Here is a 24684-nt window from a genome sequence, read left to right as displayed (position 1 = left end):
AGTTCACAGTAGTTTTATATTATCGGCCATGAAAATCTCGATACAATGGAATATGTTTACGCTGCTTTACTTCTTCACAAGCTAGAAAAAGAAGTTAACGAGGCAAACGTCAGCTCAGTTGTCAAAGCATCTGGCGCTGAAGTTAATGAAGCCCAAGTTAAAGCACTAGTTGCAGCCTTAGCCGATGTCAATATCGATGAGGCAGTAAAAGCCGCACCTGTAGCCGTTGCAGCAGCAGCCGCACCCGCAGCAGATGCAGCAGCCGGTGGTGAAGCAAAGGCCGAGGAAAAACCTAAAGAAGAAGGTAAAACCGAAGAAGCAGCCATGGAAGGATTATCTTCATTATTTGGCTAAACGAGTTTACTTTTCTCAAATCTATTTTTGATCTCCCTTTTTATCAATTCTTAATTAGCAATGCTACGCTGTTTGCATTGAATGGTAGATTTTTCTTTTGAACTTGGATCGTTTATCACTATTTTGGATTATTTAGGAACAATTGCATTTGCAGTTACAGGAGCTTCAAAAGCAATTGCTCATAATGCTGATATTTTTGGAATTATTGTTTTGGCTACTGTTGTTGGAGTTGCAGGAGGAATTACACGTGATGTAGCATTTGGTAGATTTCCTAATGCATTTTCTGATCCAATCTACATTGGATTGACTGTTGCAGTTGGAATTGTAATGTTCTTTGTGTATACTAAACTCAAAAAACGAATGGGTACATGGTTAGTGTTTGATGCAGTTGGATTAGGTGTCTTCTCTATTTTGGGTGCATCTATTGCACATCAGGTAATCGGATTAGAGTTTCTTCCAATGCTTTTAGCTGGAGTAATCACTGCAATTGGTGGTGGAATATTGCGTGATGTGTTTGTACGAGAGATTCCAATTGTCTTTGTAAAAGAAGTCTATGCTGTTGCAAGTGTAATTGGAATTGTAGCATTTTATGCAATATTATATTCTGGTGTTGATATTCAAATTGCTTCCATTATCGGAATTATTATCACTACTGGAATTCGTTTGTTGGCAATGAAATACAACTGGAATTTGCCCAAAGTTAAAGAGACTTGAATGTGTTCAAAACAGGCTTGATTTTTTCCAAACTCTCAATTTTTTTAATTATTTCTTTGGTAGTTTTATCGTAAATATAGTTGGGTTATTTTTTACATCAATTGTTCAATTGAATGTTAACCTTTTAAGTTCAATATTTTGTAAAAAAACATGTCAATAAATGCTCTTGTTGTTGATGATGATGACATGATTTTGAAGACATTTGTTGAATTGTTACAAGTTTACAACATCAATGTTGTGGGGACTGCAAAAAATGGATACGAGGCAGTAGAACAATTCAAAAAATTATCTCCTGATGTGACCTTTTTGGATATTATGATGCCTGAATTTGATGGACATTATGCCTTAAGAGAAATCAGAATGATTCATGAATCTGCACATGTTGTCATGGTTACTGGGGGGGCTGATGAGGAAATTGATAAACTCTCAAAATTTAATCCATCATATGTCATTCACAAGCCGTTTCAAATATGCACTTTACTACATGTGCTAAAAAATGAACTAAAACTAGAAATCGATTCTAACTTATAAAAAAGCAAAATTATTGGAATTACTAACTATATCTTGAGTTTTCCTGACTCTAGTCCTTTCTTTACAATATCTATTAGTTCTTCAACAGTACATGTTCGCAACGATTCTGGTAGAGATCCTGCCTCAAATGATTGGAATTTACCAATCTTTTTTCTAACCAACATTTTGACAATTCTTGGAACATCATCTTCAAATTTCTGACTAATGTGATCTAGAATTTCATCAACTTCTTTTTTCTTCATACTAGTTTGTAGAGAATCTCAGTATTTTAGGTGCAAGGATCATTCCTACTATTCCCGAAATAATTCCTCCTGGAATACTCATCATCCAATGATTAAACACCACGTCAGATGATGTTGGTAATACGTCGTATGGAAATATGTCATTGTGCAAGTATATCTCTAAAAACGTCATTGAAAGCATTGGAAAACTAAATACAAAAAACATAGATCCCAATATTGCCCCTGCAATTTTTCCTGAATGTTTTTGCATTATTTTTGACTCCCATTTTTTATTAAAGACAAAATCTGCTGCTATGACACTAATCATAGGTGCTGCAAATAATGGGAGATAAAACATGATGGTTTCTGATGTTAGAATGTTTGATGTTATATTCATTACAACAAATGTCAGTGCAGCAATACTAGTTGTACCAAATTTGTTTTGTACTTTTGATGATGTCCAAAACACTAGTGAATAAGCAAATGGAATGAAAATAAAACTAAGAATAATTGCAACCATGGGGTCTGGATTAAAGTTGTGAGTGTCCCCTTCTGAAATTGGCAACACAAAGAAAAAGATTAACCACATTATGCTAAACCAAAGGATTCCATAGGTAATTGGCAAGATGATTTTAATGAAATTATTTTTCTGCAAATGAAATCTAATTCTTGAAAAACCAATAACTGAACCTACCAGTGTCGTAAGAATACCTAATGCAAGTGTGATGTGTGTTGGACTAAGGAGTCCATCTATTCCAAATAATTCGTGCCAGTAAAAGTCGCCTGGACCTGCAATCACCTGGATTATGGAACCAATTACTACTAACTTGAGTCCCATTCCAAATGATTCTGTCCTGAGTTCTTTTCGTCTAAGATACAAAATAGAACTCATTATCGCACTAATGACGCTGATTCCAACCCCTAGATACAGAATTCCATGTGATGGAGTAAAGAATGTCTCAGGAGTTCTTAGTAAATGAGATGTAATATCCCAACTTGCTCCCCACATTGCAAGAGTTGTTCCAGTTAGTGCTACAAGAAATATTGTTGCAGGGAGTCTTACTTGTGATGTTTGTAACATTTCACTAGTCACTAATTTGAAAAAAACTTCTTATGTTCATAAATGATTCTACTTTTCTTGAGAGTTACCACTTGACAAAGTAAAATTTCTAACAATAACAAAAATTGTAAATTTATGCTGGTGTGTAGTCTTTTGCTTGGCCTGCAACTGCCCTTGCTTGAGCGTCTGCCTTTTGCAAGATTTGTTCTTTAGTTTCATCAGTCATGTAACCTGATTCAACAGATACTGAACGTGCTGATTGTGCTGCTTTTGCCAATATTTGTTCGATGTTGTCTGATGTGATATATGCTGCTTCTATAGATAGTGAGATTGCTTCTTGGTGTGCTTGTGCAAATTGGTCTCTTACCTTCTCAACATCGATAATCATTTCTTCTTCAGCATACTTGAGCCCCTCCTCAAGTGCTGTGAATAGTGTAATGCCTGCTTCCACTGGTTTGATATCTAATTTACCTAAAATTGCTGCAAGTTTCTCGTTGATTGCCTCGCCCTTTGCTACTGGCGTAGAATCCTTTGCAATCCAGATTGTACCTTGATCAATCTTGGTTGGGATTCCTGCCTCTTTGAATTCTGTGAGCATTGGTCCTGGTGCAATTCCTGTATTCTTTGCTGGAACTACAACATCGATACTTGCAATATCTCCACCTCTTGCCATCATCATGATTTTGTTTTTTGCTAAGAGTACGTTAAGCTTGAATGGTGACATATTTGTAAACATGAGCATTATTTGTCCTTTGAATTCTGCAATCATCTCTTTCATTCCTGGAATGTCTGAATTCTCTAATGCCTTTTGTGCAACTTTGTCTTTAATGCTGAAAAACTCTACATCATCTTTGAGAGTTTTTCTTAAAGGTAGTATCTGAGTAGAACGTACCTTGTTCATTTTGATAACTGCCATCACTTTGTATTTTTTTGGAAGCTCCTGTAATTGCTGATACATCTGAGTTTTTCTTTTAGGATAACTAGTTCTATTTTCATGCAAATTTCTTCTTAACCTCTTGTAGTTGTTTGATTGGTTTTCCCATTGTGGTTTTGATCATGACTCTTTTCATGTTCTTCTCACCGTTTGGTAGTTTCTTTTCAATTGCGCTTAGCACTGTATGTGCATTGATTGCCAAGTCTGCATCCTCCATTGACTCATCTCCAATCTTACATGAGACAGAAAGTGATGCTCTTGTTCTAACTTTAATTGATGATCTAAATCTTGATAAAAATGCGTCAATAGGTGCATTAAATGGAACTGGCGTTGGCATTTTTCCTCTAGGACCTAACAACTGACCCAAAGTTTTACCAACTGTTGGCATGATTTGTGTGTCTGCCAAAAAGAAATCATATTTGTTGATGAATTTTCTAGACTCTCTTTTGTTTGCTCCAAATTTATCTAGTTCTTCATTTCCAATAACAGAGTCTGCTTTTGCAGCTTTTGCTTTTGTTCCCATATCTCCTGTTGCAATAACACATACTGTTGCAGGAGAACTGGTCTTTGGGAGCTGAACGACTTCGTTGAGTGCAAATCCTTTCTTGACATCAATATCTTTGAAATTGACAATCAATTCTATTGACTGCTTGAACTTTTTGGCTTTAGTTGCAGCCTTTGCCTCTTTTACCATGTCTACTAACTCAGACTCTGTAATCATTACGAACAATTTCGAGAAAGCCTACTTAAAATCGTTTAGAGGCCAGGATTTACTTGACGTATATTATTTTAAAAAATTTCATTTTTTTATCAAAATAATTGAAAATCCATATCAAATTTGTCTCAAAACCTACATATATTAAATCACAACGAGAATTTTCGAATACCTTGCATAGATTTGATGAACTTGATATGAAATTGCTATTTGAATTAACAAAGGATGGCTCGATCTCTGTTCCTATACTTTCAAAGAAACTTGGAATTAATGCCTCTGTGCTTTACAGCCGAATCAAGAGACTGGTCAAAAAGAAACTGATAAAGAAATTCACAGTAGAGATTGATGATTCTCTGCTGGGAATTGGTGTCAAAGCAAACGTTGGGATCAACAGAGATCCAAAATTCAAGGATGCCATTCATAAAAAATTCATGGAAACACCCGAGGTAGTCTCAATTTCTGAAGTTACTGGTAGATTTGATATTATGATTCAAGTATATTCAAAGAACTTGGAATCTCTACACTCTGTAGTAATTGAAAAGATTGGTAAAATCGAAGGAATTCAAAACACAGAGACCTTTGTTGAATTACAAAAGACAGACAAAGATCCGGTATATCTTAATGAATTGGCATAATTCATGCATCATCTATTAATAATCAAACAAACTAGAAATCATCATGTCTGAAGAAAAACAAATCTTCTATTGTGAGTTATCAAACAAGAAGAGAAAAGAACAATTCGGTATTGATACTGCACAAGAAAAGTCTGAAAAACCACATTAAATACAAAATTATCAATGCTTAAGTCTGTAACATGTGTTGTAGACTCATGGGGGAAACCAAACTTTACACTTGTAAAAATTGTGGTGCTGAATTTCCCTCAACTGAGGTTAGGTTGTATTGTAAAGTATGCAAATCCAATCTAGATAAAACCGGTCAACTCCCTAAACTCTAAATTCATAAGTTGCAAATTCTTGAACCATTTAATGGATAAACGTGATGCTGCATTTTTGATAGGAATTCTGGGTGGAACTGGGACTGCAGTGGGAATTGTGGTTCTTTTAGCAAATGGCTTTATCAAAAATCCTTTCATTTGATATAAGAAAAAAGTAATCCTGATTCTTTTGTAAGGTTGTTATTTCTTTGTGAATTAGAATCTATTTTGTAGTGTTTTCATGCATTCCCCATTTTTGATGGTATTCCTTTTCAGTAATTGGTATTCTGGTTTTGCATTTTAGACATCTTCGGATTTTATTGTGTTTGGAAAATCTCCAAACATGTGCTTCACTTCTCTTATTACAGTTCATACTATTATCCATCAGACTAGTATTTAGGGAATCATACTTTTACCCTCCAGATATAGTGGATTTGTTAGTGTGTGATCAAATTTTTTCTTAAGTAAATTGAACTTAATTCTAAAAATCTAACGGAATGTGTTTATTTTGTTTTAACCATTCAACTTGTGGTAATGTATATCTCCAAAGTATGTCTCCTTTTTGCACTTTACCAAACTCCCAAGGTGCAATTATCACTACATCATTATCTCTAATCCACACTCTTCTCTTTAACTTGCCTCTAATTCTGCCTATTCTTACAACTTTATCTTGACATTTTACCATAAGATTTTCTCCACCCATCATTTTGATAACTCTGCCAAACATCTCTTCATCTGTTTCTGGAAGTTTAATTTCTTTTAGAGCACTTTCATTTTTTACTTGACGTTTTCCCAACGCATTTCACAAACTACTAGTGCTATTAAGGTTGGTAATTCAAAAATAATTTCAAATTTTTCTAAATCTCCCTCTTTTTGTCTAAAACGCTTGTTATTATAGGGAATAAATCCCTGATAATTATGTCAGAAGACAGAAAAATGTACAAATGTACATGTGCTGATTGTGGGAAAGATTCCGAAGTTCCTTTTGAACCAAAACCCGACAGACCTGTATATTGTAAAGAATGTTTACCAAAACACAGAAAGTAGAAAATTTAGATTAGTTTTGTTTGATTAATTTTAAACTAGATTATTTTTAGATAGTTCTCAAAACCTCTTTTCTTTTCATTAATTGGAATTCACGACTAGATTTTGTATTCCCAGTTTAAATGAGGCATTAATCTCCACTCTGTATGTTAGATAATACAACTGATACAATTTTTATCGGTAAAAAACCGTTAATGTCGTACGTTACTTCTGCAATAATTCAATTAGCTACATTGGATTCTATTACTATCAAAGCCAGGGGACACAGTATTGGACTTGCAGTAGACGTCACTCAAGTTCTCTTAAAGAAAACAGATGCATTTGAAGTAGGGTGTGTAAACATTAGTTCTGAATCACTTGAATCTCAAGATGGGAGAAATAGAGATGTTTCAACTATTGAAATTCCAATCTCAAAGAGAGGAAAATAAATGAAATACAATTGCAGGATTTGCAAGTTTTCTTGGGAAGGATTTCCTGACACTTTTGATAAAGTACTAACACATGAAAAAACTCACAAAAAAGGAAAAAATCATGGTGATTTGTAATAAGTGCTATAACGAACATCATGATCAATGTATGGGAAAAGCTGGAATGTTTGATTGCGGATGTGAATGTTTAAAGAAATGACTTGTAATACTCGTGTGCAAAATGATGCAAAATTGCACAAAATCCTATCCCTTAAGTGCAATGAACTTGGAATGGAACTATGACAAAAAGAATTGAAGAAGAATTAGCAGAGATGAATCGATTAAAGAGATTAGAATTAGAATTTCTATTTTTCAAAACTAAGATGGATGCAACAATGTACAAGAAATTTCGCGATACGTTAACTCTTGATGGTGACCTATCTGAAAATACTGTGCTAGGAGATATTGACATCGGTTCAGAGTCTCAAAATTCTGATGCATCAACTAAAATTTCAATAAAAAAGGTGGCAGCGTAAAGCAATTTTCATGGTAACTTTAACTAAAGATTCTAACTGTTTACGTTGTGGAAAAAATTCACTGCTAACTGATGATGTTACAGGAGAACAATTTTGCAGTAAATGTGGGTATGTTGTATCTGAAAAATCAAATGAATCTGGTCCTGAATGGAGATCATTTCAAACAGAAAGTGGTGCAAATCCTGCCAGAACCGGAGCTCCTTCTTCATTGTTGATGCATGACATGGGATTGTCTACTGTAATTAATCCCATAAACAAGGATGCAACTGGCAAACCTCTTTCGTCTTCAATGAAAAGTACTATTGAAAGACTGAGAACTTGGGATAATCGTAGTCAGTCTCGTGAACCTGTAGATAGAAATCTGCGACAAGCACTTAACGAATTATCTAGGATGAAAGACAAAATTGCACTTTCTTCAAATGTTCTAGAAAAAGCAGCATATCTGTATAGAAAAGCTTTGGAGAAAAAACTAGTTCGTGGACGATCTATTTCTGCAATGATTGCTGCATCTCTTTATGCTGCATGTAGAGATACTGAAACACCTCGAACACTAAATGACATAGCTGATGCTGCTAATGTAAAACGAAAAGATATTGCTAGATGCTATAGGCTACTCCATCATGAATTGGAATTAAAAATGCCTGTCGTTAACTCCATTCAATGTATCTCCCGAATTTCAAGTAAGTTAGAACTCTCAGAAAAAACCAAAAGATATGCAGTCAAAGTACTCCAAGAGGCCCAAGATAACAAGGAATCTGCTGGAAAAGACCCCATGGGTCTTGCAGCAACTGCATTGTATGTATCTTGTATCAAAAATGGTGATTCAATAACTCAACGTAATCTTGCAGAAGCTGCAGGAGTTACAGAAGTTACTATACGAAATCGATTCAAAGGATTAAAAAATCAACAAAACTCCAACTTGGAGTTTATGGTTAAAAAGGAAAAACGTTTACTGTGATTTCTCACAGTTAACCTTGTTCTAGTTTTTTACTCACTGCCATAACATCATCAAATGTCATAAGTGGGACAATTTTGACTTCGTTGAAACTTGCCATACCACTATCAATTACTTTTTGTTGAATTAGATGTGGATCTTCTGCATCAACTATCCACAAGAACGTGTGTTCGAGACCAGAGTGATATCTGCCAATTACCTTGTTAATTTTGTAATTTTTACAAATCTCTGGATCTTCATTTTTACTTTCTAACTCTAAAACTAATTTTCTAGATTCTGAACAGTTTAGTGGACAGTCTTTGATTTCGTGTCTGCCATAAATTCCATATAATGCCATACTTTCACCTCCTTTTACCTCAACAGTAAGAGAGTGAACACCAAAACCAATCTGGGGATAGGCTCTTGACATAGAGGCACAAGTTTTGAATAAATTGCAGTATATTCTTTTGTGTTATTTTTGGTTGTGGTCTTCATCTAACTTACCTTAGGTAAGTTACTATTGTTACTATATTTATAATAGAAAGGGAAACACTCTACATTAGATTACCTTGTGGTAACTAACCCTTTATTAGTAACTATACTAAAGTAAGTTAAGTTTTAATACACTTTGAACACTTGTTTTATTATGGATAATCTTACGCTGGAACATATGATAAAGAACTGTCCAGTGGATAATACCTTTAAGATAATTGGAAAAAAATTCACTTTTCATATAATCAGAAATATGGCAATGAGAAATCAGACACGTTTTAATGAATTTCTTGGAACAATCGAAAACATCAATCCAAAAACTCTATCTCTTAGACTAAAAGAATTAGAAGAAACAGATCTTATTGAGAGAACAGTTTATGATGAAATTCCTATTAGAATTGAATACACATTAACCAAAAAAGGTAAAGATCTTCAGGGAATAATTGACCAAATGGCTGCATTTTCAATGAAGCATTATCCAAAGATTGTATTCAAGGATGGAAAAAAGAGAAACTACAAACAAGTTTTCAAAAAACCTGTAACTGTTCTACATTAAAACAAAATTCTTTGTCATTAATCCCTGTTACAGATATGAGATTAAGTAGAAACTGTAAAAACTAGACAACTTATGAGGCAGTCTTTACCAAAAATCCTAAATTCAATATAGGTTAATTTTTTACAATTTTTATGAAAACAGAAAATGAAATAGCAGAATATAGAAAAAAAATTGAACAAAGATTGGTAAATGCTGAATCAATGGATGCTATGAAGTACTATCAGGGTGTTCTTAGAGCCCTTGAATGGGTAGTTACTGGAAATGATGTTTAGATTTTATACGTAAAACTAGTAATTATGCCATGAACTGCTTTGGTTGCTCCAAGAAAAAAGAAGACTTTGAGGTCTGGAGCAACAAGATAGTGATCTCTGCAACTTATGACTCTAAAGTTCAAGATCATGATTTGATTAGAAAACTATCTGAACATGATGTAATTTGTCATGATTGTATGCAGAAAATTTTAGATGATGTCGATAAGACTCGAGTTTAATTATTGGAATTTCTCATCCCATTTGCCTTCATTGATCTCTGCAGTAATTTCTTTTGGAGTCTTTCCTTCAACTTTTACTCCTAAAGCAACACATGTACCAATGATAGTTTTTGCAACTGATTTTAGTGATGATGCATAAGATTTGTCCAGTTTAGTATTTGCGACTTTCACAATTGAATCCATTGTAACATCTCCTGCCCATTCAGTTCCAGAAGCACCAGATCCTTTTTGAATTCCTGCTTCTTTCATGATTAATGCAGCTGCTGATGGGATACCTATTTCAATCTCATATTTTTTGGTGTCACTATCAACAATGACTGTAACTGGAACTTTCATTCCCTCAAAGTCTTTTGTTTTGTCGTTAATTGCATTAATGACTTCCATAATATTGACTCCAAGAGGACCTAATGCTGGACCCAAAGGTGGACCTGCAGATGCTGCTGCTCCTGTTACAAGTGATGATATTTTTTGTTCTCCCATGTTTTATCGCCTCTAAATGAAAATTTAATCCTTCCTAACCCTCAGTTGATAGTTTTAGATAGTTTGCGTCGACTGTAACTGGTAATTGATATGATGCATCAAGCAAAACAACTGTGGCTTCTTCTTTTTCTGGGTCGATTCTGGTAATTGTTGCTTTCATTCCTTTGAATGGTCCTCCAGTAATCTCTACTACGTTGTCTACTGCTAATGTTGAAACTGTTGATTTCTTCACCAAATATCCTTCGATATCTTTGAATTCTAATTCCCCTCTTAATTGACCGCGGATGTGTCTTACACCTTCTACGGCCATGTATGCATCACTTGGATTTATTGCTTCAATGACAACATATCCTTTAAGATCACTTACCCAAAATACTGATTGAATATTGATTTGATTAGCATTAGCTTTTGCTTCTAATAATCTCATTACCACTTTTTCTTGTCCACCTGTGGTTCTAATTGCAAACAAATGTGACTTTACTTCTTCAGACAATTTTACCTACCAAATGTGATCACCGAAAATACAAACTGAATTGTAAATCCAATAGCTCCAACTCCAGCTATTCCTAACAATACCAATCTGAGATGTTGTTGATATTCATCTTTATCTGGCTTTTTGGCCATTTTCAAGGTATTTGCCATGTTTTTCAAAGTCTGCTTCGGGTTCATTGGTGGAAATTAATAGGGTCTCTTTATATCTCTTATTTCATGGAACTGTTAGTTGCATACGCCGATGACCCTGCTGGTCATAATATGGCAAAATTTCTTTGCAAAGATATGACTCAAGAAGGTGATGTATATCATGGAAAATTCTATGATCTGGTGATTATTCCAACTCCTGCAATTTCTGCTGATTGGCTAGAAGAAAAATACGATTATGATGGATTTGTCTTTTTATCAAAACATGCAGCAGAATCCGGAGTACTTGCACTTACTTGCCATAGTACTGGAAATTTCTCAGAGGCAAAGTTTGGTGGAAATAATAGACAAGTAGCAATTCCTCATCCTGACTTGCAAAAGAAGTATCTTCAAACTTTACGTGATCATCAGTCTGATTTTCAAGAATTTGATATTACTATAGAGGCAACACATCATGGACCAACAGATCTCAAAAAGCCCACAATATTCATCGAAATTGGAACGACTGAAAAACAGTGGACTGATGAGAATTTGTGCCATAGGGTTGCAAAACTAGTTCATGAGGTAATGTCAAATGATATTCCCGAAAACCCTGTTGCATTATGTTTTGGTGGAACTCATTACCCTACAAAGTTTACAGAACAACTACTTGATGGCAAATATGCACTTGGGACAGTAATTCCAAAACATGCACTTGATAATCTTGATGATGAGTTGTTTTCACATATTCTCAAGCAAAACAAGATGGCAAAGTTTGCTCTGCTAGATTGGAATGGATTAGGACCAAACAAGCAAAAAGTTCTTGACCTTCTCAAGTCTACAGAACTTGAGGTAGTTAGACTTTGAATCTTGAAAAAAAGATTTACAAAAAATTACTAGAAGTTCCAAAAGGCCAAATCACAACTTATGGTGAACTGGCCAAGGCAGTTGGTCTAAAGAACGGACAACGAGCAGTTGGAAGAATTATGAACAAAAATCCGTATCCTGTAATCATTCCGTGTCACAGAGTTGTAATGTCTGATGGAAAAGTTGGTGGATATGCATATGGTGAGCATATCAAAACAAAAATGCTCCATGATGAAGGTATCAAAATTGAAAATGGTAAAATTTTAGATTGGGAAAAAACTGTTTACAGATTCTAGTTCTTTCTTTTTGCGACAATCTCTTCCATTAATTGTCTCAAGTGAGCCTTGTTTCTGACTGTGTTGCCACCTACTTTTTTGTAGAGTGCCCAAAATTCTGGATTAGTCAAATCCTTTCTGTCTTTTGCAATCTTTAACAATCTTCTTAATGCACGGACTTTTGCAACATAGACTTCTTTCTTACCAACACGAGCGCCTTTACGTCCTTGTTTAGAACCTTGTTTGGTTCCTCTCTTGTTTCTCTGGTCTTTTTTGGTCTGTGCTCTTCCTCTGGAAGTTCCAGTAAATGAATCGATTCTAATTGTGTTAGCTGTAATTAGACTGCGGATATTTTCTCTTGTAATTGCATCAGCTACATCAGTAAGATGGTCTGCATCAAATTTTATTCTGTGAATACCAACACCAGTTACTCTGGATGCTAGTCTTTTCTTAGCTTTAAGATTTACTACCACTTGCACTCACTCTCGCATTGAAAATTTTGAATTTTTGTTCGACTGCTTTTGTAACAATCTCTTTTCTTTTTCTAGTACCTACACTGTGACCCAATCTGACTCCGTCTTTCTTTGGATCAAGTTTTGTTAAGTCATCTAAATTGTAAACTAAGTTATCTGTAAATCCTGATGGGTGTAATCCTCTTGCATCTTTTGGTCCACCAAATCCTACTTTGACTAGACCTGGACGACCTCTACTCCATTGTTTTCTCTGATGATGATCAATACCTTTTGGTTTTCTCCAACCCGTTTGAAGTCTAACATAACGCCAGCTCTCTGGTCTTTCAAAATCAGGATTATGTCCTTTAATCTCCTGTCTCTTTGCAATCTTGTCTTTATTGATCGGCATCAAATTGACTCTTGAATTTTGGAATAAATACGTTCCTAGACGATGCAAATAATTTCAGATGACAAGAGATAATAAGGAAATGGAAGGCGGATCGAAATATCTCATGAACAAGCCTGGGATTAATGACATAATTTTTGGAGGCGTAATACTCTGACACAAGTAGTAGGTACTGCTACCACTGACAAATTTTCAGCCCAACTCAAGGAATTTGGAATAAACCCCTCCAAAGTACACAGAAATCTCAGCACAGATGAGATGGTGACTCTTGCAGTTGAGAGAAAAGAAGGTGTGGTCAACTCTACAGGCTCCCTTTCAGTAAATACTGGAAAATATACCGGACGTTCACCTGATGATAGATTTATCGTATATGATGATAAAACCCATGAAACAATTGATTGGGGTAAAATTAACCATCAATTCCCAAGTGGCAAATTTGAAAAACTCTTAGAAAAAATGAAGAACTTTGTTGATAACAAGGAACTATTTGTCTTTGATGGATTTGTAGGTGCAGATCCTGAAAATCGTTTACCAATTAGAGTGATTAATGATCATGTTTGGCAAAATATGTTCTCAAGTAATTTGTTTATTCGTCCAACAAGTGAAGAGTTAGAAAAACATGAACCCGAGTTCACAATTCTTTGTATTAATGATTTTAAGGCAGACCCTGAGATTGACGGAACTAGAACTGATGTATTCATTCTCATTGATTTGACAAGAAAAATTGTCTTGATTGGAGGAACAGAGTATGCCGGTGAAATGAAAAAGTCAATGTTTGGTGTGATGAATTTTCTTTTACCTGATAAAGGAATTTTCCCAATGCACTGTTCTGCAAACATTGGTGAGAAAGGTGACACCGCATTGTTCTTTGGTTTATCTGGTACTGGAAAGACTACTCTTTCAGCAGACCCAAATAGAAAACTAATTGGCGATGATGAACATGGTTGGTCTGACAATGGAACCTTTAACTTTGAAGGAGGATGTTATGCAAAATGTATCAATCTTAGTCAAGAAGCAGAACCAGAAATCTGGAATGCAATCAAACCTGGTGCACTTTTAGAAAATGTAGTTCTAAAAGATAATGTTCCTGATTATGATGATAACACTTTAACTGAAAACACTCGTGTTGGCTATCCTTTGGATTTCATCCCCGGTGCTGTAATTCCAAGTATTGGTGGACATCCTAAAGTGATTATATTTTTGACAGCCGATGCATTGGGAGTCTTACCTCCTGTCTCAAGACTTACCAAAGAAGCTGCCATGTATCACTTTATGTCTGGATATACCAGTAAACTTGCAGGAACTGAAAGAGGAATCAAGGAACCAAAATCTGTATTTTCTCAATGCTTTGGAGCACCATTCATGCCTAGACCTGCCTCTGTTTATGCCAAATTGCTTGGAGAGAAAATTAACGAACACAATACAGTAGTCTACCTAATCAACACTGGTTGGTCTGGAGGTCCATATGGTGTTGGAAGCAGAGTCAAGATAAAGTATAGTCGCGCAATGGTTACTGCTGCCCTTTCTGGTGGTCTTAACATTGTAAAATATACTCATAATGATTTGTTTAATCTAGATGTTCCAACTGAAGTTGAAGGAGTACCATCTGAGATTTTAGATCCAAGAAACACTTGGGTTGACAAGGATGAATATGATTTGTCTGCAAAGAAGCTAGCTCAAATGTTCGTTGAGAACTTTAAGAAATTTGATGGAGTTGCACAAGAAATTATTGATGCTGGTCCAAAACCACCACAATAATCTATCTTCTTTTTAGAAAAATACCTATTATTCCAATCATAATAACTGCTCCTGCAATTATTCCCATCTGTCTTTCTGGAATGTCGAGATCCAGTCTTTCTCTTTCTTCAAGTGTTCTAACATCAATGGTATTGTAAGCACTTGATGTATTTCCATTGATTCTGATTTTTGCATCAACCCAATACTCTGCATTTTCATAAATGTCAATTGATGCAGCTTTGTATGGTGTTGCACTTGTTGTATCTATTCTTCCATCTTTACTGTTTGTAATTGAAATTTTTGCAAAACTCCATTCTTCTGGATGGTGAACATCAAAGAGTAGTTTGTCGTTTTGTTGAACTATTGAAATTGAACCGTGAGTATAATGCAAAATAAACGGGACAACATATTGTATTCCTTCATGAGTTATTCTTATCTTTCCTTCATGCTCTCCAAAGTTATCTTCTAACATACTCATCCTTACATTCAAAATATTTTCATTGATTAATTCTCCACTAAATTTTATGAATTCTGGTCCATCAAATGTTACATCAAATCCTTCCCATGTCCCATCTAGTGATTTTAGTTGGAATTGTTTTTCAACTACTTTGCTATCTGATGATGCAAGTGCCACAAAGTTTGGAGGTTCTATGATCAATTTTGCCTCAAATGCCTTTGCTATGTTCAGTCTTCCTGCTCCTGCTTCTTGTATTGAAAACTCCTTTCCGTAGGCATCTGATACAGGCTCAACTGTGGTTAGTAGCAGTGATTTTATCTCGTGGTGATGCAATGCAGGGTTTTTCTGTAATAACAGTGCTGCAGCACCACTAACGTGAGGTGCAGCATAACTAGTTCCACTGGTAAAGTTGTATCCTGCATTACTTTGTGTAGTGTTGATGTATGCCCCAGGTGCTACTATTTCTGGTTTAATGTAAAATGGAGATACAGGTCCTCTTGAACTAAAATGTGCAAGATAATCTGGATTGAAAAACAGATTCAGTGTAGCCTCATTCCCATTAATTGATTCAACAATCTCTAATCCTTCTTCTCTGTCAATTGATACCACTGGGATTCGTGGTGAATAATCCGGTTCGATAAATTCATGAACTAATTCTCCAAGAAAAATTCCTGGAATGTTATTGTAAACAATCATTGCCTTTGCTCCTGCATCTGCAGCATTAGTTTCCTTTATTGAAAAATACAGCAGTTCTCCTTCAATATCACTTCCCCTCTCAACAATTAGTATGGAGTCTTTGACATCAAGATCTTTTAATTCATCTACTTTTCCGTATCCTCCAAAAACTAATTTTCCAGTAATTGTATCTTCTGTCTTTTTGTTTCCTGCCATTGGGATTACTGTGTATGGTTTGTCATTGACTTCTAATGTTGCAACTAGACTTGATGTGAGATTGTTGTAAGTTGCACCAACTGTAACTGAACCAAAGTTTCTTCCAGGACTTCCAATACTTCCTAAATCTGGACCATCATTTCCTGCCGCAGCCACTACAAAGATTTCTTTTTCTAATGCATGATTTACTGCCCTCTCAATCTTTGTGTTAGTTTTGTTTACTCCTAAACTGATATTGATAATATCTGCACCATCCTCAATTGCTTTCTCAATCGCTTTGATTATCAAATCAGATGATACGCCCTCGCCGTCTTCAGATACTTTGTATGCAAGAATTTTTGCCTTGGGTGCAACACCTACTGCTTGTCCATCTGCAGCAATTACTCCTGCAACTTGGGTGCCATGTCCATTATTGTCCATTGGTGGCTGTCCCTCTTGAATGAAGTTGTATCCTCCAACAACTTTTCCATCTGGTCCCCAACCAAACAAGTCCGGGTGGTTAAAATCTACACCAGTATCGATAATTGCAATATTGATTCCTGTCCCATCAATTCCTTGTATTCTTGGAATATCTGTTCCAACAAATGGAACACTTCTTTCCAAGTATGTGTGAATTTCATTTTGAGAATTTGTTGCTTGAGTCAAAACCAATCCCATCAAAATTACAATAATGAAAGAAAAAATCACTAAGAATTTCACAAATCTTCTAACAATTTTAGCAAGTAAAAATGATTACCTGTAAACCAATAAATGGAATAAATTATCAACTGAACTCATGGGAAAATACACACTTCCTGAAATGCCATATGCTTATGATGCATTAGAACCTCACATTGACGCAAGAACAATGGAGATTCACCACACAAAGCATCATCAAACATACACTGACAAACTAAATGCAGCTCTTGAAACATGTCCAGCTGAAATTCAAGACAAAGACATCCTTGACATTTTGTCTGATATCAATTCAGTTCCTGAAGACAAAAGAGGTGCAATTAATTTCAACGGTGGTGGTTATGACAACCACAGGTTATTTTGGAATAATATGAAACCAAATGGAGGCGGAGAACCTGGAGGATCAATTGCTGATGCAATCAACGATTCTTTTGGAAGCTTTTCTGACTTCAAAGAGAAATTTTCATCCACTACCGCGGTAATTCAAGGCAGTGGTTGGGGATGGTTAGTATACAACCCTTCTTCTGGAAAGGTTGAATACAAATCAATGCCAAACCAAACAAGTCCTAGAACTGAAGGATTAGTTCCATTGTTAGGCTGTGATGTTTGGGAACACGCATACTATCTTAACTACCAAAACAAAAGACCTGACTATATCGCCGCATGGTGGAATGTAGTTAACTGGGATGAGGTAGAAGATAGATTCTCTAAAGCAAAATAAAGTTCCTTCTTTATTTTTTATTCATTTTTTGATTCACTTTCTATGAATGAATTTATAACCATAAGAGAAAGTCCTGTTGTAAATGAGTCAAGAGCAAGCAGAACAATTGATGCAGCAAATGCAAATGCTTGAAACATATTTTGCAGATTTGTCTCAAAGAGAAGGAACTTTTTTTAGTGTATTTAGAGAGGCAACTGCAGCTATTGAGTCCATTAAATCTCTTAGTCAAAACCCTGAATCTGATACTCTTGTCCCAATTGGATTGGGAACTTATGTCCCAACAAAAATTTCATCTAATAGCAAAATAATTCTAAATATTGGTGCAGGGGTGGCAGTTGAAAAGGACTTTGCTTCTGCAATTAATTATCTTGAAGAAAGAATCAAGGAAATTGAAATTGCAATACAAGATACTGCAGCAAAAAAACAAGACGCTGCCCAAAGATTAGAGCAAGGTAAGGCACAAATTAATCAAATGATGCAAGCCATGCAACAACCTGGCCAACCTCCACAATCGGGATAAACAATGTTTGATAAACTTCGTAATGCGTTTTCAAATGCAGCGAAAAGTTTTGGTGAAAAGGAACTCAACGAAAAAGACATTGAAGATATTCTTTTTGAATTAGAAATTTCACTGTTAGAATCTGATGTTGCAACTGAAGTAATCGATTCAATCAAAGATGATTTAAAAGAAAAACTAATTGGCTCTAAAGTTGAAAAAAAAGAGATTGAAAAATTTGTTAAGGATAGTTTGATTTCAAGCATATCTGCGCATTTTGATAATGCAGGGGAAATTGATCTTTTTGGAAAAATCAATGAGAAAAAGGAACAAGGTCAACCATTTCTTATTTTATTCCTTGGAATTAACGGCACTGGAAAGACAACATCTCTAGCTAAAGTTGCACATCTGTTACAACAAGAAAAATATTCTGTTGTTGTTGCAGCTGCTGATACTTTTAGAGCTGGTGCAATTGAACAACTACGAGAACATACTAATCGACTTAACCTAAAACTTGTTGCACAAAATTACAATTCTGATCCTGCAGCTGTTGCACGTGATGCTGTATTATACGCAAAATCCCACAAAACAGATGTTGTTCTAATTGACACTGCAGGAAGAATGCAGACAAGCGAAAACTTAATGCAACAAATTGAAAAGATCACCAAAGTTGTAAATCCTGATTTGAAAATTTTTGTTGGTGACTCTTTGGCAGGAAATGACACTGTTAATCAAGCTCGTGAATTTTATTCTCATACGCAATTTGATGGTTCTATTTTGACTAAAAGTGATGCTGATGCAAGAGGAGGCGCAGCACTATCTATTGTTAAAGTCACATCTACTCCCGTGATGTTTGTTGGAGTTGGACAAGAATATCCTGATCTAAAACCTTTTGATAAGAAAACTTTCCTTGAAACCGTCTTTGGAACCCTTGAAGGGGTTGATATCAAGAAGGAACCAACACCAGAACCTGAACCAACACCAGAACCTGAACCAACACCAGAACCAACACCAGAACCTGAACCAACACCAGAACCTGAACCAACACCAGAACCTGAACCAACACCAGAACCTGAACCAACACCAGAACCTGAACCAACACCAGAACCTGAACCAACACCAGAACCTGAACCAACACCAGAACCTGAACCAACACCAGAACCTGAACCAACACCAGAACCTGAACCAACACCAGAACCTGAACCAACACCAGAACCTGAACCAACACCAGAACCTGAACCAACACCAGAACCTGAACCAACACCAGAACCTGAACCAACACCAGAACCTGAACCAACACCAGAACCTGAACCAACACCAGAACCTGAACCAACACCAACTTCTGATGATCCATTTGAAGGAATCTCAGATGATGAGATTGCAACTTATTCTGATTTGTTTGATGTACCTCCACCAGAAAATGATGATGAAGCTTTCAGACTAGGCAAAAAGATTCGTCAATGGATTAAAGATGGAAAACCAGAACCTGGTGATGAAGATAATGATGAAGAGTATGATGATGAAGACAAAGAAAATGAAGAAGAGATTCACAAACATGATAAGGAAGAGCCAAAAAAGAAAAAAGGTAGGTTCGGGTTCTTTAGAAGATGAAACTAAAAACAAAAAATTTACTCACTTTAGCGGAATTATCTCCAAAGGAATTTGTGGGGTTAATTGATGATTCAATTAAACTAAAAAAAGAACTCAAGAAAGGCGGAAACAAACCTGTTCTAAAAAATAAAACACTAACAATGATTTTCCAAAAACCATCTACTCGAACACGAGTAAGTTTTGAAATTGGAATGTCACAACTTGGTGGTTATACCGTTAATCTCTCATCAAATGATATGCAATTATCTCGTGGCGAATCCGTTGAAGATACTGCAAAGACTCTTTCACGATACACTGATTGTATAATGGCTCGTGTTTATGATCATGAGTTACTAGAACAATTATCTGAAAATGCAACTGTTCCAATAATTAACGGACTCTCTGATACTTTTCATCCTTGTCAAATCTTAGCAGACTTTATGACCATAAAAGAAAAGAAGAAAAAAATCAAAGGAATTAAGATTGCATGGATTGGCGATGGGAATAATGTCTGTAACTCAATGATTTATGGAGCAGCATTATCTGGTGCCACAATGTCAATTGCAACTCCAAATGGTTTTGAGCCCGACAAAAAGGCAGTAAAAGAAGCAAAAAAATCAACTACTATTGAATTGACATCTGATCCTCTAAATGCAGTAAAAGATGCTGATGTTGTAGTCACTGATACCTATTCTTCTATTCATAATGACGATCCAAATAGAATCAAAAAATTCCTTCCAAAATACCAAGTTAACTCAAAACTGATGGCGTCTGCAAAGAAAGATGCGATCTTTATGCACTGTCTTCCTGCAAAGCGAGATCAAGAAGTGACATCATCTGTGATTGATGGACCTCAGTCTGTTGTATGGGATGAGGCAGAAAATCGTCTCCATTCTCAAAAGGCATTGCTTGCCTCACTCATTCTCGGTTAACGTATATAAGAGCACGTTCAAACTCGAATTCTATACATGGCCTATTCAAAAATATTGAGGAGACTTAGAGAGGAGAAGACCAATTACCGTAAACGTGGTACAATGTTGATGGGTAAGCGTGACTTTATCACTGTAAATATTACTAATGAAAATACACAAGTTCAAATTCTAAAGCCTGGCATGACTGGAGACAAGGTTGTTGCATCAGCACATTCTAGATACTTGCTTGAAAAAGGTTGGAAAGGTTCTAGAAAAAGTGTTCCTGCAGCATATCTTACAGGATACTTGGCAGGAAAGAAAGCACTTGGACAAGGTGCAAAGGATGCAATCTTGTATACTGGAACCAGAAAATATACACAAAGAATGGCAGCAGCTCTCAAAGGAGTAATTGATGCTGGTCTTGAAGTTCCAGCAAACGAAGAAACATTTCCATCTGAAGATAGAATTAACGGAGAACATCTTACTGTTAAAAACGAAGTTTCTAAAATGAAATCTACAATTGATACTGAGGTAAAATAAAATGAGTCAAAAAGCAGAATCTAAACCACAAGGCGGACAAAGAGGCAAAGGTACACCAGTTTATGGTGGAGGCCCACCTGGTGGGGCAAAAGGTGGAGATAGACCAAGAAGAAGAAGAGAACCCGAAGAAGAAGTTTGGGTTCCAAAAACAATCTTAGGACAAAAAGTCGCATCAGGAGAAATCTCATCATTAGAAGAAATTATTGAATTAGGATTAAGAATTCAAGAAGCAGGAATCATCAAAAAATTACTTCCTGACTTGAAGAGTGAAGTTGTTGATGTTGGAATTATTCAAAAAATGACATCAAACGGCCAATCAACTAGATTCAAAGCAATCGTTGCAACAGGAAACGAGAACGGTTACTTGGGAATCGGACAAGGAAAATCAAAACAAATGAGAATTGCAATTGAAAAGGCAACTAATGCTGCTTATCTTAATGTCAACCCAATCAAATTGGGATGTGGCAGTTGGGAATGCAGATGTGATCAAAAACATTCTGTTCCATTCAAAGTAAGAGGAAAAGGTGGAAGTGTTACAATTGAAATTATTCCTGCACCTCGTGGATTAGGTCTTGTTGCAGGTGGTAAAATTAAACGATTATTGGAATTAGCTGGTCTAAAAGACGCTTGGACTACTGCAAAAGGTTCTACACCTACAATGAATTCTACTTCAAAAGCTATCTTGGACTGTCTTAGACAGACATTTAGTCAGGGTTGATGAGAAATGGCAAATGCAGTACTAGTTGTTAGAATCAAAGGCCAAGCAGACTGTCCTTATTGGGCATCAACTACTATGGATTTGCTAAAACTAGAAAAAAAATATCGTGCAGTAATTCTTCCTGCAAAAGATAACTTACTTGGAATGTTAAAAAAAGTACAACACTATGTTTCATGGGTTGATCTTGATGCAGACTTAGCAAAAGAATTGATTGACAAAAAAGCAAGAAAAGCAGGTTACAAAAAAGTAACTCCAGAAGATCTTAAAGAATTAGGATATGCAAGTTCTGCAGAATTGGCTGCAGCATTAGCAGAAGGAAAAACAATGTTATCAAAATTAAAACCACTAAAACCTTGGTTTGCATTAGCACCACCAAGACATGGATTCAAAAGAAGTACAAAGAAATTGTATGGACAAAAAGGAATTCTTGGAAGAAACAAAGAACTTGGAACAATTGTAAGGAATATGATTTAACATGGCAACAAGATTAAGAAAAACAAGACGACTTAGGGGAGGACGCCACATGGGATGGGGCCAGGTAGGTCAACATCGTGCAAGTGGTCACAAGGGTGGTCTTGGAGTTACTGGAATGATGAAACATCATTGGAGTACAACACTAAAAGACGAACCAGATCATTATGGCCATGATTCAACTAAACCACCTCACCCAAATATTACCAAGAAATGGGCTAGCGTCCGTGATCTTGATGACTTGTTTACTAAGTTCGGTAAAGAAGAAGGAGGAAAAAAAATCGTAGACCTTGAAAGTGCTGGATACGAGAAACTCCTTGGCGGCGGAAAAGTAACAAACGCTTATTCTGTCAAAGTCACACAGTATACAGCATCTGCAGAAGAGAAACTAAAAGCAGTTGGCGGCGAAGTTATCTCTGCTACAAAGGAAAAATCTGATGGGGAAGAGGTAGTTACAGAAGATGGCTGAGGGTACAGTTACTACTATTATTAGAAAAGCTGTTTTCAAAGCAGAACCATATCTTCCCCAAGTTCCAAAACCAAAAAAGAAGATTCCATTATCAACTAGATTGCTCTGGTGTGGAGTTGCATTACTTATCTACATGGTAATGGGACAGACACCATTATTTGGAGCAACAGCACCTGAATTTGATTTTCTAGCATTTGCTAGAGTAATTTTTGCATCACAACAAGGTACACTTGTTGAATTAGGTATTGGACCGATTGTTACAGCTGGTCTCTTAATGCAGTTGTTGAGAGGTTCAGATATTCTCAAATTTGACTTTAAGAAACCTGAGGAAAGAGGTATCTTCCAAACTGCTACAAAGATGGTAACTTATGTTGTGATTGTAGCTGAATCTATTGTATATGGTGTAGCAGTGTATGGTCCTGGTGTATCAGATCCGTCTATACTGTATGTTATGGTTGGGCAGCTGATGGCAGCGTCGATTATTATCATGTTCTTAGACGAATTAATTCAGAAAGGATGGGGTCTTGGCAGTGGAATCAGTCTTTTCATTATGGCCGGTGTTGCTCAACAAATTCTATGGAGTTTGTTTAGTCCTTTACCTGCAGGAGATGGAGGAACTATTGGTATCATTCCATACATTGGACAATCAATCATGGCAGGTGATGTCTCAAACATTCTGTTCCGTTCAAACCAATTACCGAGCATCTTTGGACTTTGTCTGACAGCCGGTGTATTGTTGATACTTGTATTTACACAAGGAATGAAAATTGAGATTCCAATCGTTTCTACAAAATACAGAGGATTCTCTGCAGTGTATCCAATTAAGATGATGTATGTCTCAAACATTCCAGTTATCTTGGCATCTGCACTTACTGCAAATGCTGTCTTTATTTTCCAGATGTTGTGGGCAAATGCAAACCCACGTAACAATAATTTCTTTATGAATTTCATAGCGCAATTTGACCCAACGAGTCCGTCGACTCCAATTGGTGGTCTTATCTATTACATCACACCACCTAGAGGTCTAGATGTTGCAGCTCTGGATCCTGGACGTGCAGTTGGCTATGTCTTATTCATGATTGGAATTGTAATTGTGTTTGGTAGGTTGTGGGTAGAACTTGGTGGTCTTTCACCAAAGAGTGCAGCTCAGAACTTACTTGATGCAGATGTACAGATTCCTGGATTTAGAAGATCAAACAAACCAGTTGAAGCATTGTTGAACAAGTACATTCCATCAGTCACCATTATTGGCTCAGCTATTCTGGGTCTGTTGGCAGGTGCATCTGATGTCTTGGGTGTATTTGGTTCTGGTATCGGAATTTTACTTATGGTAGATATTCTCATCAACTATTACACACAATTAGTTAGAGAACAAGTCGAAGTTGTAATGCCGCGTTTGGGTGCTTTACTTGGTAGAAAGTAAGAAAATCATCCTTGTTGGAATCCCTGGAGTTGGGAAGACTACCTTACTAGCAAAGATTGTAGATCACATTAAAGATCATCAAAAAAGTGTTAGCGTTGTAAGTTATGGAACTCTAATGTTTGAAGTTGCAAAAGAAAATGGTCTTAATGACAGAGATGAATTAAGAAAACTACCTGTTTCAAAACAACAAGAACTACAAAAGACTGCAGCTGAAAAGATTGCTGCACACAATGAGGAAATTGTAATTATTGATACTCATGCATTTATCAGCTCACCAGAGGGATATTATCCAGGACTTCCAGAACATGTTCTCAAAATCATCCAACCCTCAAACTTTGTTTCAGTGTCTGCAAAACCTGAGGAAATCTATAGTAGACGAATGAGCGATGATACTCGAAACCGAGATAAAATCACACTTGCAAATGTAAAAAAGGAATTAGATGTCCAGTCAGGCATGATTTCTGCATGTGCAGTAATTACAGGCTCACCAGTAAAATACATCCTTAATCGTGAGGGAAAGGTTGATGAAGCAGCAGAAAAGATAATCAAAGCATTAGGACTGTAA

General features: G+C 36.1%; 37 protein-coding genes. 24 read left to right on the top strand and 13 right to left on the bottom strand.

Annotated elements, in window-relative coordinates:
* The first annotated feature begins 45 nt into the window (after positions 1–45).
* The 3 genes from rpl12p (at position 46) to Nisw_RS02970 (ending at position 1599) form a co-directional block, all read left to right on the top strand.
* Entirely contained in the window at positions 46–354 is a 309-nt protein-coding gene (gene rpl12p / locus Nisw_RS02980; RefSeq protein WP_141976397.1) for a 50S ribosomal protein P1, read from the top strand.
* A gap of 81 nt (positions 355–435) precedes the next feature.
* The gene (locus Nisw_RS02975; RefSeq protein WP_141976395.1) at positions 436–1068 is read left to right on the top strand and encodes a trimeric intracellular cation channel family protein; all 633 of its coding nucleotides are present in this window, start codon (positions 436–438) and stop codon (positions 1066–1068) included.
* Between the two features lie 150 nt (positions 1069–1218).
* A complete protein-coding gene (locus Nisw_RS02970) occupies positions 1219–1599 on the top strand; it encodes a response regulator (protein ID WP_141976393.1) in 381 nt (126 codons plus the stop codon).
* A 26-nt stretch (positions 1600–1625) separates the two neighbouring features.
* Here the strand turns inward: Nisw_RS02970 and Nisw_RS02965 are convergent, their stop codons facing one another.
* The 4 genes from Nisw_RS02965 to Nisw_RS02950 all read right to left on the bottom strand — a co-directional run bounded on the left by Nisw_RS02965 (position 1626) and on the right by Nisw_RS02950 (position 4535).
* Positions 1626–1841 carry a hypothetical protein gene (locus Nisw_RS02965; RefSeq protein ID WP_141976392.1) on the bottom strand — a complete coding sequence of 72 codons (216 nt, stop codon included), beginning with the start codon at positions 1839–1841 and terminating at the stop codon, positions 1626–1628.
* A gap of 1 nt (position 1842) precedes the next feature.
* Positions 1843–2901, bottom strand: coding sequence for a hypothetical protein (locus Nisw_RS02960; protein ID WP_255430838.1), 1059 nt, complete (start codon positions 2899–2901; stop codon positions 1843–1845).
* A gap of 112 nt (positions 2902–3013) precedes the next feature.
* Positions 3014–3880 (bottom strand): 50S ribosomal protein L10, encoded by an 867-nt coding sequence (locus tag Nisw_RS02955; protein WP_141976388.1) that lies wholly within the window; start codon positions 3878–3880, stop codon positions 3014–3016.
* Positions 3873–4535 carry a 50S ribosomal protein L1 gene (locus tag Nisw_RS02950; protein WP_141976386.1) on the bottom strand — a complete coding sequence of 221 codons (663 nt, stop codon included), beginning with the start codon at positions 4533–4535 and terminating at the stop codon, positions 3873–3875. The genes Nisw_RS02955 and Nisw_RS02950 overlap by 8 nt, the downstream gene beginning before the upstream one ends.
* Positions 4536–4726: 191 nt before the next feature.
* On the opposite strand from Nisw_RS02950, the gene Nisw_RS02945 reads away from it, so the two are divergent.
* Positions 4727–5164, top strand: a complete 438-nt coding sequence (locus Nisw_RS02945) for an Lrp/AsnC family transcriptional regulator (protein ID WP_185736681.1) — start codon at positions 4727–4729, stop codon at positions 5162–5164.
* Positions 5165–5686: 522 nt separating this feature from the next.
* Here the strand turns inward: Nisw_RS02945 and Nisw_RS02940 are convergent.
* Positions 5687–5836, bottom strand: a complete 150-nt coding sequence (locus Nisw_RS02940) for a hypothetical protein (RefSeq protein ID WP_255430837.1) — start codon at positions 5834–5836, stop codon at positions 5687–5689.
* A gap of 108 nt (positions 5837–5944) precedes the next feature.
* On the bottom strand, positions 5945–6259 hold the full coding sequence (locus Nisw_RS02935) for a translation initiation factor eIF-1A (RefSeq protein WP_141976382.1): 315 nt from the start codon (positions 6257–6259) through the stop codon (positions 5945–5947).
* A gap of 122 nt (positions 6260–6381) precedes the next feature.
* Between Nisw_RS02935 and Nisw_RS02930 the strand changes: the two genes are divergently transcribed.
* The 4 genes from Nisw_RS02930 to Nisw_RS02915 all read left to right on the top strand — a co-directional run bounded on the left by Nisw_RS02930 (position 6382) and on the right by Nisw_RS02915 (position 8408).
* The gene (locus Nisw_RS02930; RefSeq protein ID WP_026090086.1) at positions 6382–6510 is read left to right on the top strand and encodes a CxxC-x17-CxxC domain-containing protein; all 129 of its coding nucleotides are present in this window, start codon (positions 6382–6384) and stop codon (positions 6508–6510) included.
* A 143-nt stretch (positions 6511–6653) separates the two neighbouring features.
* Positions 6654–6935 carry a DNA-binding protein gene (locus Nisw_RS02925; RefSeq protein ID WP_141976380.1) on the top strand — a complete coding sequence of 94 codons (282 nt, stop codon included), beginning with the start codon at positions 6654–6656 and terminating at the stop codon, positions 6933–6935.
* Positions 6936–7213: 278 nt separating this feature from the next.
* The gene (locus Nisw_RS02920; RefSeq protein WP_141976378.1) at positions 7214–7450 is read left to right on the top strand and encodes a hypothetical protein; all 237 of its coding nucleotides are present in this window, start codon (positions 7214–7216) and stop codon (positions 7448–7450) included.
* Between the two features lie 10 nt (positions 7451–7460).
* Positions 7461–8408 (top strand): transcription initiation factor IIB family protein, encoded by a 948-nt coding sequence (locus tag Nisw_RS02915; protein WP_141976376.1) that lies wholly within the window; start codon positions 7461–7463, stop codon positions 8406–8408.
* A 10-nt stretch (positions 8409–8418) separates the two neighbouring features.
* Here the strand turns inward: Nisw_RS02915 and Nisw_RS02910 are convergent, their stop codons facing one another.
* Complete coding sequence (locus Nisw_RS02910) at positions 8419–8814, bottom strand: hypothetical protein (RefSeq protein ID WP_141976374.1); 396 nt, start codon at positions 8812–8814, stop codon at positions 8419–8421.
* A gap of 216 nt (positions 8815–9030) precedes the next feature.
* On the opposite strand from Nisw_RS02910, the gene Nisw_RS02905 reads away from it, so the two are divergent.
* The 3 genes from Nisw_RS02905 to Nisw_RS02900 all read left to right on the top strand — a co-directional run bounded on the left by Nisw_RS02905 (position 9031) and on the right by Nisw_RS02900 (position 9922).
* On the top strand, positions 9031–9432 hold the full coding sequence (locus tag Nisw_RS02905; RefSeq protein WP_141976372.1) for a helix-turn-helix domain-containing protein: 402 nt from the start codon (positions 9031–9033) through the stop codon (positions 9430–9432).
* Positions 9433–9563: 131 nt separating this feature from the next.
* Entirely contained in the window at positions 9564–9704 is a 141-nt protein-coding gene (locus Nisw_RS09090) for a hypothetical protein (protein ID WP_185736656.1), read from the top strand.
* 29 nt (positions 9705–9733) lie between these two features.
* Positions 9734–9922 carry a hypothetical protein gene (locus Nisw_RS02900; RefSeq protein ID WP_141976370.1) on the top strand — a complete coding sequence of 63 codons (189 nt, stop codon included), beginning with the start codon at positions 9734–9736 and terminating at the stop codon, positions 9920–9922.
* Here the strand turns inward: Nisw_RS02900 and Nisw_RS02895 are convergent, their stop codons facing one another.
* Genes Nisw_RS02895 through Nisw_RS02885 form a run of 3 tightly spaced genes read right to left on the bottom strand, consistent with a single transcriptional unit; the run spans position 9923 to position 11071 of the window.
* Positions 9923–10402, bottom strand: a complete 480-nt coding sequence (locus tag Nisw_RS02895; protein WP_141976368.1) for a 50S ribosomal protein L11 — start codon at positions 10400–10402, stop codon at positions 9923–9925.
* A gap of 34 nt (positions 10403–10436) precedes the next feature.
* The gene (locus tag Nisw_RS02890) at positions 10437–10895 is read right to left on the bottom strand and encodes a transcription elongation factor Spt5 (RefSeq protein WP_014962674.1); all 459 of its coding nucleotides are present in this window, start codon (positions 10893–10895) and stop codon (positions 10437–10439) included.
* 2 nt (positions 10896–10897) lie between these two features.
* Complete coding sequence (locus Nisw_RS02885; protein ID WP_141976366.1) at positions 10898–11071, bottom strand: protein translocase SEC61 complex subunit gamma; 174 nt, start codon at positions 11069–11071, stop codon at positions 10898–10900.
* 39 nt (positions 11072–11110) lie between these two features.
* Between Nisw_RS02885 and Nisw_RS02880 the strand changes: the two genes are divergently transcribed.
* Together Nisw_RS02880 and Nisw_RS02875 are read left to right on the top strand one after the other, a co-directional pair.
* Positions 11111–11887: a D-aminoacyl-tRNA deacylase gene (locus tag Nisw_RS02880; protein ID WP_141976364.1), complete on the top strand. Its 777-nt coding sequence runs from the start codon at positions 11111–11113 to the stop codon at positions 11885–11887.
* Complete coding sequence (locus tag Nisw_RS02875) at positions 11884–12183, top strand: methylated-DNA--[protein]-cysteine S-methyltransferase (protein ID WP_141976362.1); 300 nt, start codon at positions 11884–11886, stop codon at positions 12181–12183. Before Nisw_RS02880 ends, Nisw_RS02875 begins: the two co-directional genes overlap by 4 nt.
* Here the strand turns inward: Nisw_RS02875 and Nisw_RS02870 are convergent.
* Positions 12180–12635 (bottom strand): 50S ribosomal protein L19e, encoded by a 456-nt coding sequence (locus Nisw_RS02870; RefSeq protein ID WP_141976360.1) that lies wholly within the window; start codon positions 12633–12635, stop codon positions 12180–12182. The genes Nisw_RS02875 and Nisw_RS02870 overlap by 4 nt on opposite strands.
* Positions 12619–13023: a 50S ribosomal protein L32e gene (locus tag Nisw_RS02865; RefSeq protein WP_141976359.1), complete on the bottom strand. Its 405-nt coding sequence runs from the start codon at positions 13021–13023 to the stop codon at positions 12619–12621. The genes Nisw_RS02870 and Nisw_RS02865 overlap by 17 nt, the downstream gene beginning before the upstream one ends.
* A 213-nt stretch (positions 13024–13236) precedes the next feature.
* Here Nisw_RS02865 and pckA point away from each other — a divergent pair, with 213 nt between their 5' ends.
* Positions 13237–14778: a phosphoenolpyruvate carboxykinase (ATP) gene (gene pckA / locus Nisw_RS02860; RefSeq protein ID WP_255430861.1), complete on the top strand. Its 1542-nt coding sequence runs from the start codon at positions 13237–13239 to the stop codon at positions 14776–14778.
* A gap of 1 nt (position 14779) precedes the next feature.
* On the opposite strand, the gene Nisw_RS02855 is transcribed toward pckA, so the two are convergent.
* Positions 14780–16762 carry a S8 family serine peptidase gene (locus Nisw_RS02855; protein WP_185736680.1) on the bottom strand — a complete coding sequence of 661 codons (1983 nt, stop codon included), beginning with the start codon at positions 16760–16762 and terminating at the stop codon, positions 14780–14782.
* A 118-nt stretch (positions 16763–16880) separates the two neighbouring features.
* On the opposite strand from Nisw_RS02855, the gene Nisw_RS02850 reads away from it, so the two are divergent.
* The 10 genes from Nisw_RS02850 (at position 16881) to Nisw_RS02805 (ending at position 24684) form a co-directional block, all read left to right on the top strand.
* Positions 16881–17501, top strand: coding sequence for a superoxide dismutase (locus tag Nisw_RS02850; protein ID WP_141976353.1), 621 nt, complete (start codon positions 16881–16883; stop codon positions 17499–17501).
* Positions 17502–17583: 82 nt separating this feature from the next.
* Entirely contained in the window at positions 17584–18021 is a 438-nt protein-coding gene (gene pfdA, locus Nisw_RS02845) for a prefoldin subunit alpha (protein ID WP_141976351.1), read from the top strand.
* 3 nt (positions 18022–18024) lie between these two features.
* Positions 18025–19608, top strand: a complete 1584-nt coding sequence (gene ftsY / locus Nisw_RS02840; protein ID WP_141976349.1) for a signal recognition particle-docking protein FtsY — start codon at positions 18025–18027, stop codon at positions 19606–19608.
* On the top strand, positions 19605–20519 hold the full coding sequence (gene argF / locus Nisw_RS02835; protein WP_141976347.1) for an ornithine carbamoyltransferase: 915 nt from the start codon (positions 19605–19607) through the stop codon (positions 20517–20519). The genes ftsY and argF overlap by 4 nt, the downstream gene beginning before the upstream one ends.
* 36 nt (positions 20520–20555) lie before the next feature.
* Positions 20556–21038: a 50S ribosomal protein L18 gene (locus Nisw_RS02830; RefSeq protein ID WP_141976346.1), complete on the top strand. Its 483-nt coding sequence runs from the start codon at positions 20556–20558 to the stop codon at positions 21036–21038.
* Position 21039: 1 nt separating this feature from the next.
* On the top strand, positions 21040–21756 hold the full coding sequence (locus Nisw_RS02825) for a 30S ribosomal protein S5 (protein ID WP_141976344.1): 717 nt from the start codon (positions 21040–21042) through the stop codon (positions 21754–21756).
* A 6-nt stretch (positions 21757–21762) separates the two neighbouring features.
* Positions 21763–22230, top strand: coding sequence for a 50S ribosomal protein L30 (locus Nisw_RS02820; protein ID WP_141976342.1), 468 nt, complete (start codon positions 21763–21765; stop codon positions 22228–22230).
* A 1-nt stretch (position 22231) separates the two neighbouring features.
* Complete coding sequence (locus Nisw_RS02815; protein WP_141976340.1) at positions 22232–22696, top strand: uL15 family ribosomal protein; 465 nt, start codon at positions 22232–22234, stop codon at positions 22694–22696.
* The gene (secY, locus tag Nisw_RS02810) at positions 22689–24119 is read left to right on the top strand and encodes a preprotein translocase subunit SecY (RefSeq protein ID WP_141976338.1); all 1431 of its coding nucleotides are present in this window, start codon (positions 22689–22691) and stop codon (positions 24117–24119) included. The genes Nisw_RS02815 and secY overlap by 8 nt, the downstream gene beginning before the upstream one ends.
* Positions 24106–24684, top strand: coding sequence for an adenylate kinase (locus Nisw_RS02805; RefSeq protein WP_141976336.1), 579 nt, complete (start codon positions 24106–24108; stop codon positions 24682–24684). The genes secY and Nisw_RS02805 overlap by 14 nt, the downstream gene beginning before the upstream one ends.

Origin of the sequence: Candidatus Nitrosopumilus sp. SW (assembly GCF_006740685.1) — an archaeon.
Lineage (GTDB): Archaea > Thermoproteota > Nitrososphaeria > Nitrososphaerales > Nitrosopumilaceae > Nitrosopumilus.
Note: the sequence above shows the minus strand (reverse complement) of the source record. Positions and strands in the feature narration are given on the sequence as shown.

Bases quoted from the DNA above. Each gene is read 5' to 3' on its own strand.
- Nisw_RS09090 (WP_185736656.1), top strand. From the start codon at position 9,564: ATGAAAACAGAAAATGAAATAGCAGAATATAGAAAAAAAATTGAACAA.
- Nisw_RS02865 (WP_141976359.1), bottom strand. From the start codon at position 13,023: ATGCCGATCAATAAAGACAAGATTGCAAAGAGACAGGAGATTAAAGGA.
- Nisw_RS02930 (WP_026090086.1), top strand. From the start codon at position 6,382: ATGTCAGAAGACAGAAAAATGTACAAATGTACATGTGCTGATTGTGGG.
- Nisw_RS02915 (WP_141976376.1), top strand. From the start codon at position 7,461: ATGGTAACTTTAACTAAAGATTCTAACTGTTTACGTTGTGGAAAAAAT.
- Nisw_RS02910 (WP_141976374.1), bottom strand. From the start codon at position 8,814: ATGTCAAGAGCCTATCCCCAGATTGGTTTTGGTGTTCACTCTCTTACT.
- secY (WP_141976338.1), top strand. From the start codon at position 22,689: ATGGCTGAGGGTACAGTTACTACTATTATTAGAAAAGCTGTTTTCAAA.
- Nisw_RS02950 (WP_141976386.1), bottom strand. From the start codon at position 4,535: ATGATTACAGAGTCTGAGTTAGTAGACATGGTAAAAGAGGCAAAGGCT.
- Nisw_RS02850 (WP_141976353.1), top strand. From the start codon at position 16,881: ATGGGAAAATACACACTTCCTGAAATGCCATATGCTTATGATGCATTA.
- Nisw_RS02940 (WP_255430837.1), bottom strand. From the start codon at position 5,836: ATGAACTGTAATAAGAGAAGTGAAGCACATGTTTGGAGATTTTCCAAA.
- Nisw_RS02880 (WP_141976364.1), top strand. From the start codon at position 11,111: ATGGAACTGTTAGTTGCATACGCCGATGACCCTGCTGGTCATAATATG.
- Nisw_RS02925 (WP_141976380.1), top strand. From the start codon at position 6,654: ATGTTAGATAATACAACTGATACAATTTTTATCGGTAAAAAACCGTTA.
- Nisw_RS02855 (WP_185736680.1), bottom strand. From the start codon at position 16,762: ATGGGATTGGTTTTGACTCAAGCAACAAATTCTCAAAATGAAATTCAC.
- Nisw_RS02905 (WP_141976372.1), top strand. From the start codon at position 9,031: ATGGATAATCTTACGCTGGAACATATGATAAAGAACTGTCCAGTGGAT.
- Nisw_RS02900 (WP_141976370.1), top strand. From the start codon at position 9,734: ATGAACTGCTTTGGTTGCTCCAAGAAAAAAGAAGACTTTGAGGTCTGG.
- Nisw_RS02945 (WP_185736681.1), top strand. From the start codon at position 4,727: ATGAAATTGCTATTTGAATTAACAAAGGATGGCTCGATCTCTGTTCCT.
- argF (WP_141976347.1), top strand. From the start codon at position 19,605: ATGAAACTAAAAACAAAAAATTTACTCACTTTAGCGGAATTATCTCCA.
- Nisw_RS02895 (WP_141976368.1), bottom strand. From the start codon at position 10,402: ATGGGAGAACAAAAAATATCATCACTTGTAACAGGAGCAGCAGCATCT.
- Nisw_RS02825 (WP_141976344.1), top strand. From the start codon at position 21,040: ATGAGTCAAAAAGCAGAATCTAAACCACAAGGCGGACAAAGAGGCAAA.
- Nisw_RS02815 (WP_141976340.1), top strand. From the start codon at position 22,232: ATGGCAACAAGATTAAGAAAAACAAGACGACTTAGGGGAGGACGCCAC.
- rpl12p (WP_141976397.1), top strand. From the start codon at position 46: ATGGAATATGTTTACGCTGCTTTACTTCTTCACAAGCTAGAAAAAGAA.
- Nisw_RS02885 (WP_141976366.1), bottom strand. From the start codon at position 11,071: ATGAACCCGAAGCAGACTTTGAAAAACATGGCAAATACCTTGAAAATG.
- ftsY (WP_141976349.1), top strand. From the start codon at position 18,025: ATGTTTGATAAACTTCGTAATGCGTTTTCAAATGCAGCGAAAAGTTTT.
- Nisw_RS02830 (WP_141976346.1), top strand. From the start codon at position 20,556: ATGGCCTATTCAAAAATATTGAGGAGACTTAGAGAGGAGAAGACCAAT.
- Nisw_RS02975 (WP_141976395.1), top strand. From the start codon at position 436: ATGGTAGATTTTTCTTTTGAACTTGGATCGTTTATCACTATTTTGGAT.
- Nisw_RS02960 (WP_255430838.1), bottom strand. From the start codon at position 2,901: ATGTTACAAACATCACAAGTAAGACTCCCTGCAACAATATTTCTTGTA.
- Nisw_RS02820 (WP_141976342.1), top strand. From the start codon at position 21,763: ATGGCAAATGCAGTACTAGTTGTTAGAATCAAAGGCCAAGCAGACTGT.
- pfdA (WP_141976351.1), top strand. From the start codon at position 17,584: ATGAGTCAAGAGCAAGCAGAACAATTGATGCAGCAAATGCAAATGCTT.
- Nisw_RS02965 (WP_141976392.1), bottom strand. From the start codon at position 1,841: ATGAAGAAAAAAGAAGTTGATGAAATTCTAGATCACATTAGTCAGAAA.
- Nisw_RS02970 (WP_141976393.1), top strand. From the start codon at position 1,219: ATGTCAATAAATGCTCTTGTTGTTGATGATGATGACATGATTTTGAAG.
- Nisw_RS02920 (WP_141976378.1), top strand. From the start codon at position 7,214: ATGACAAAAAGAATTGAAGAAGAATTAGCAGAGATGAATCGATTAAAG.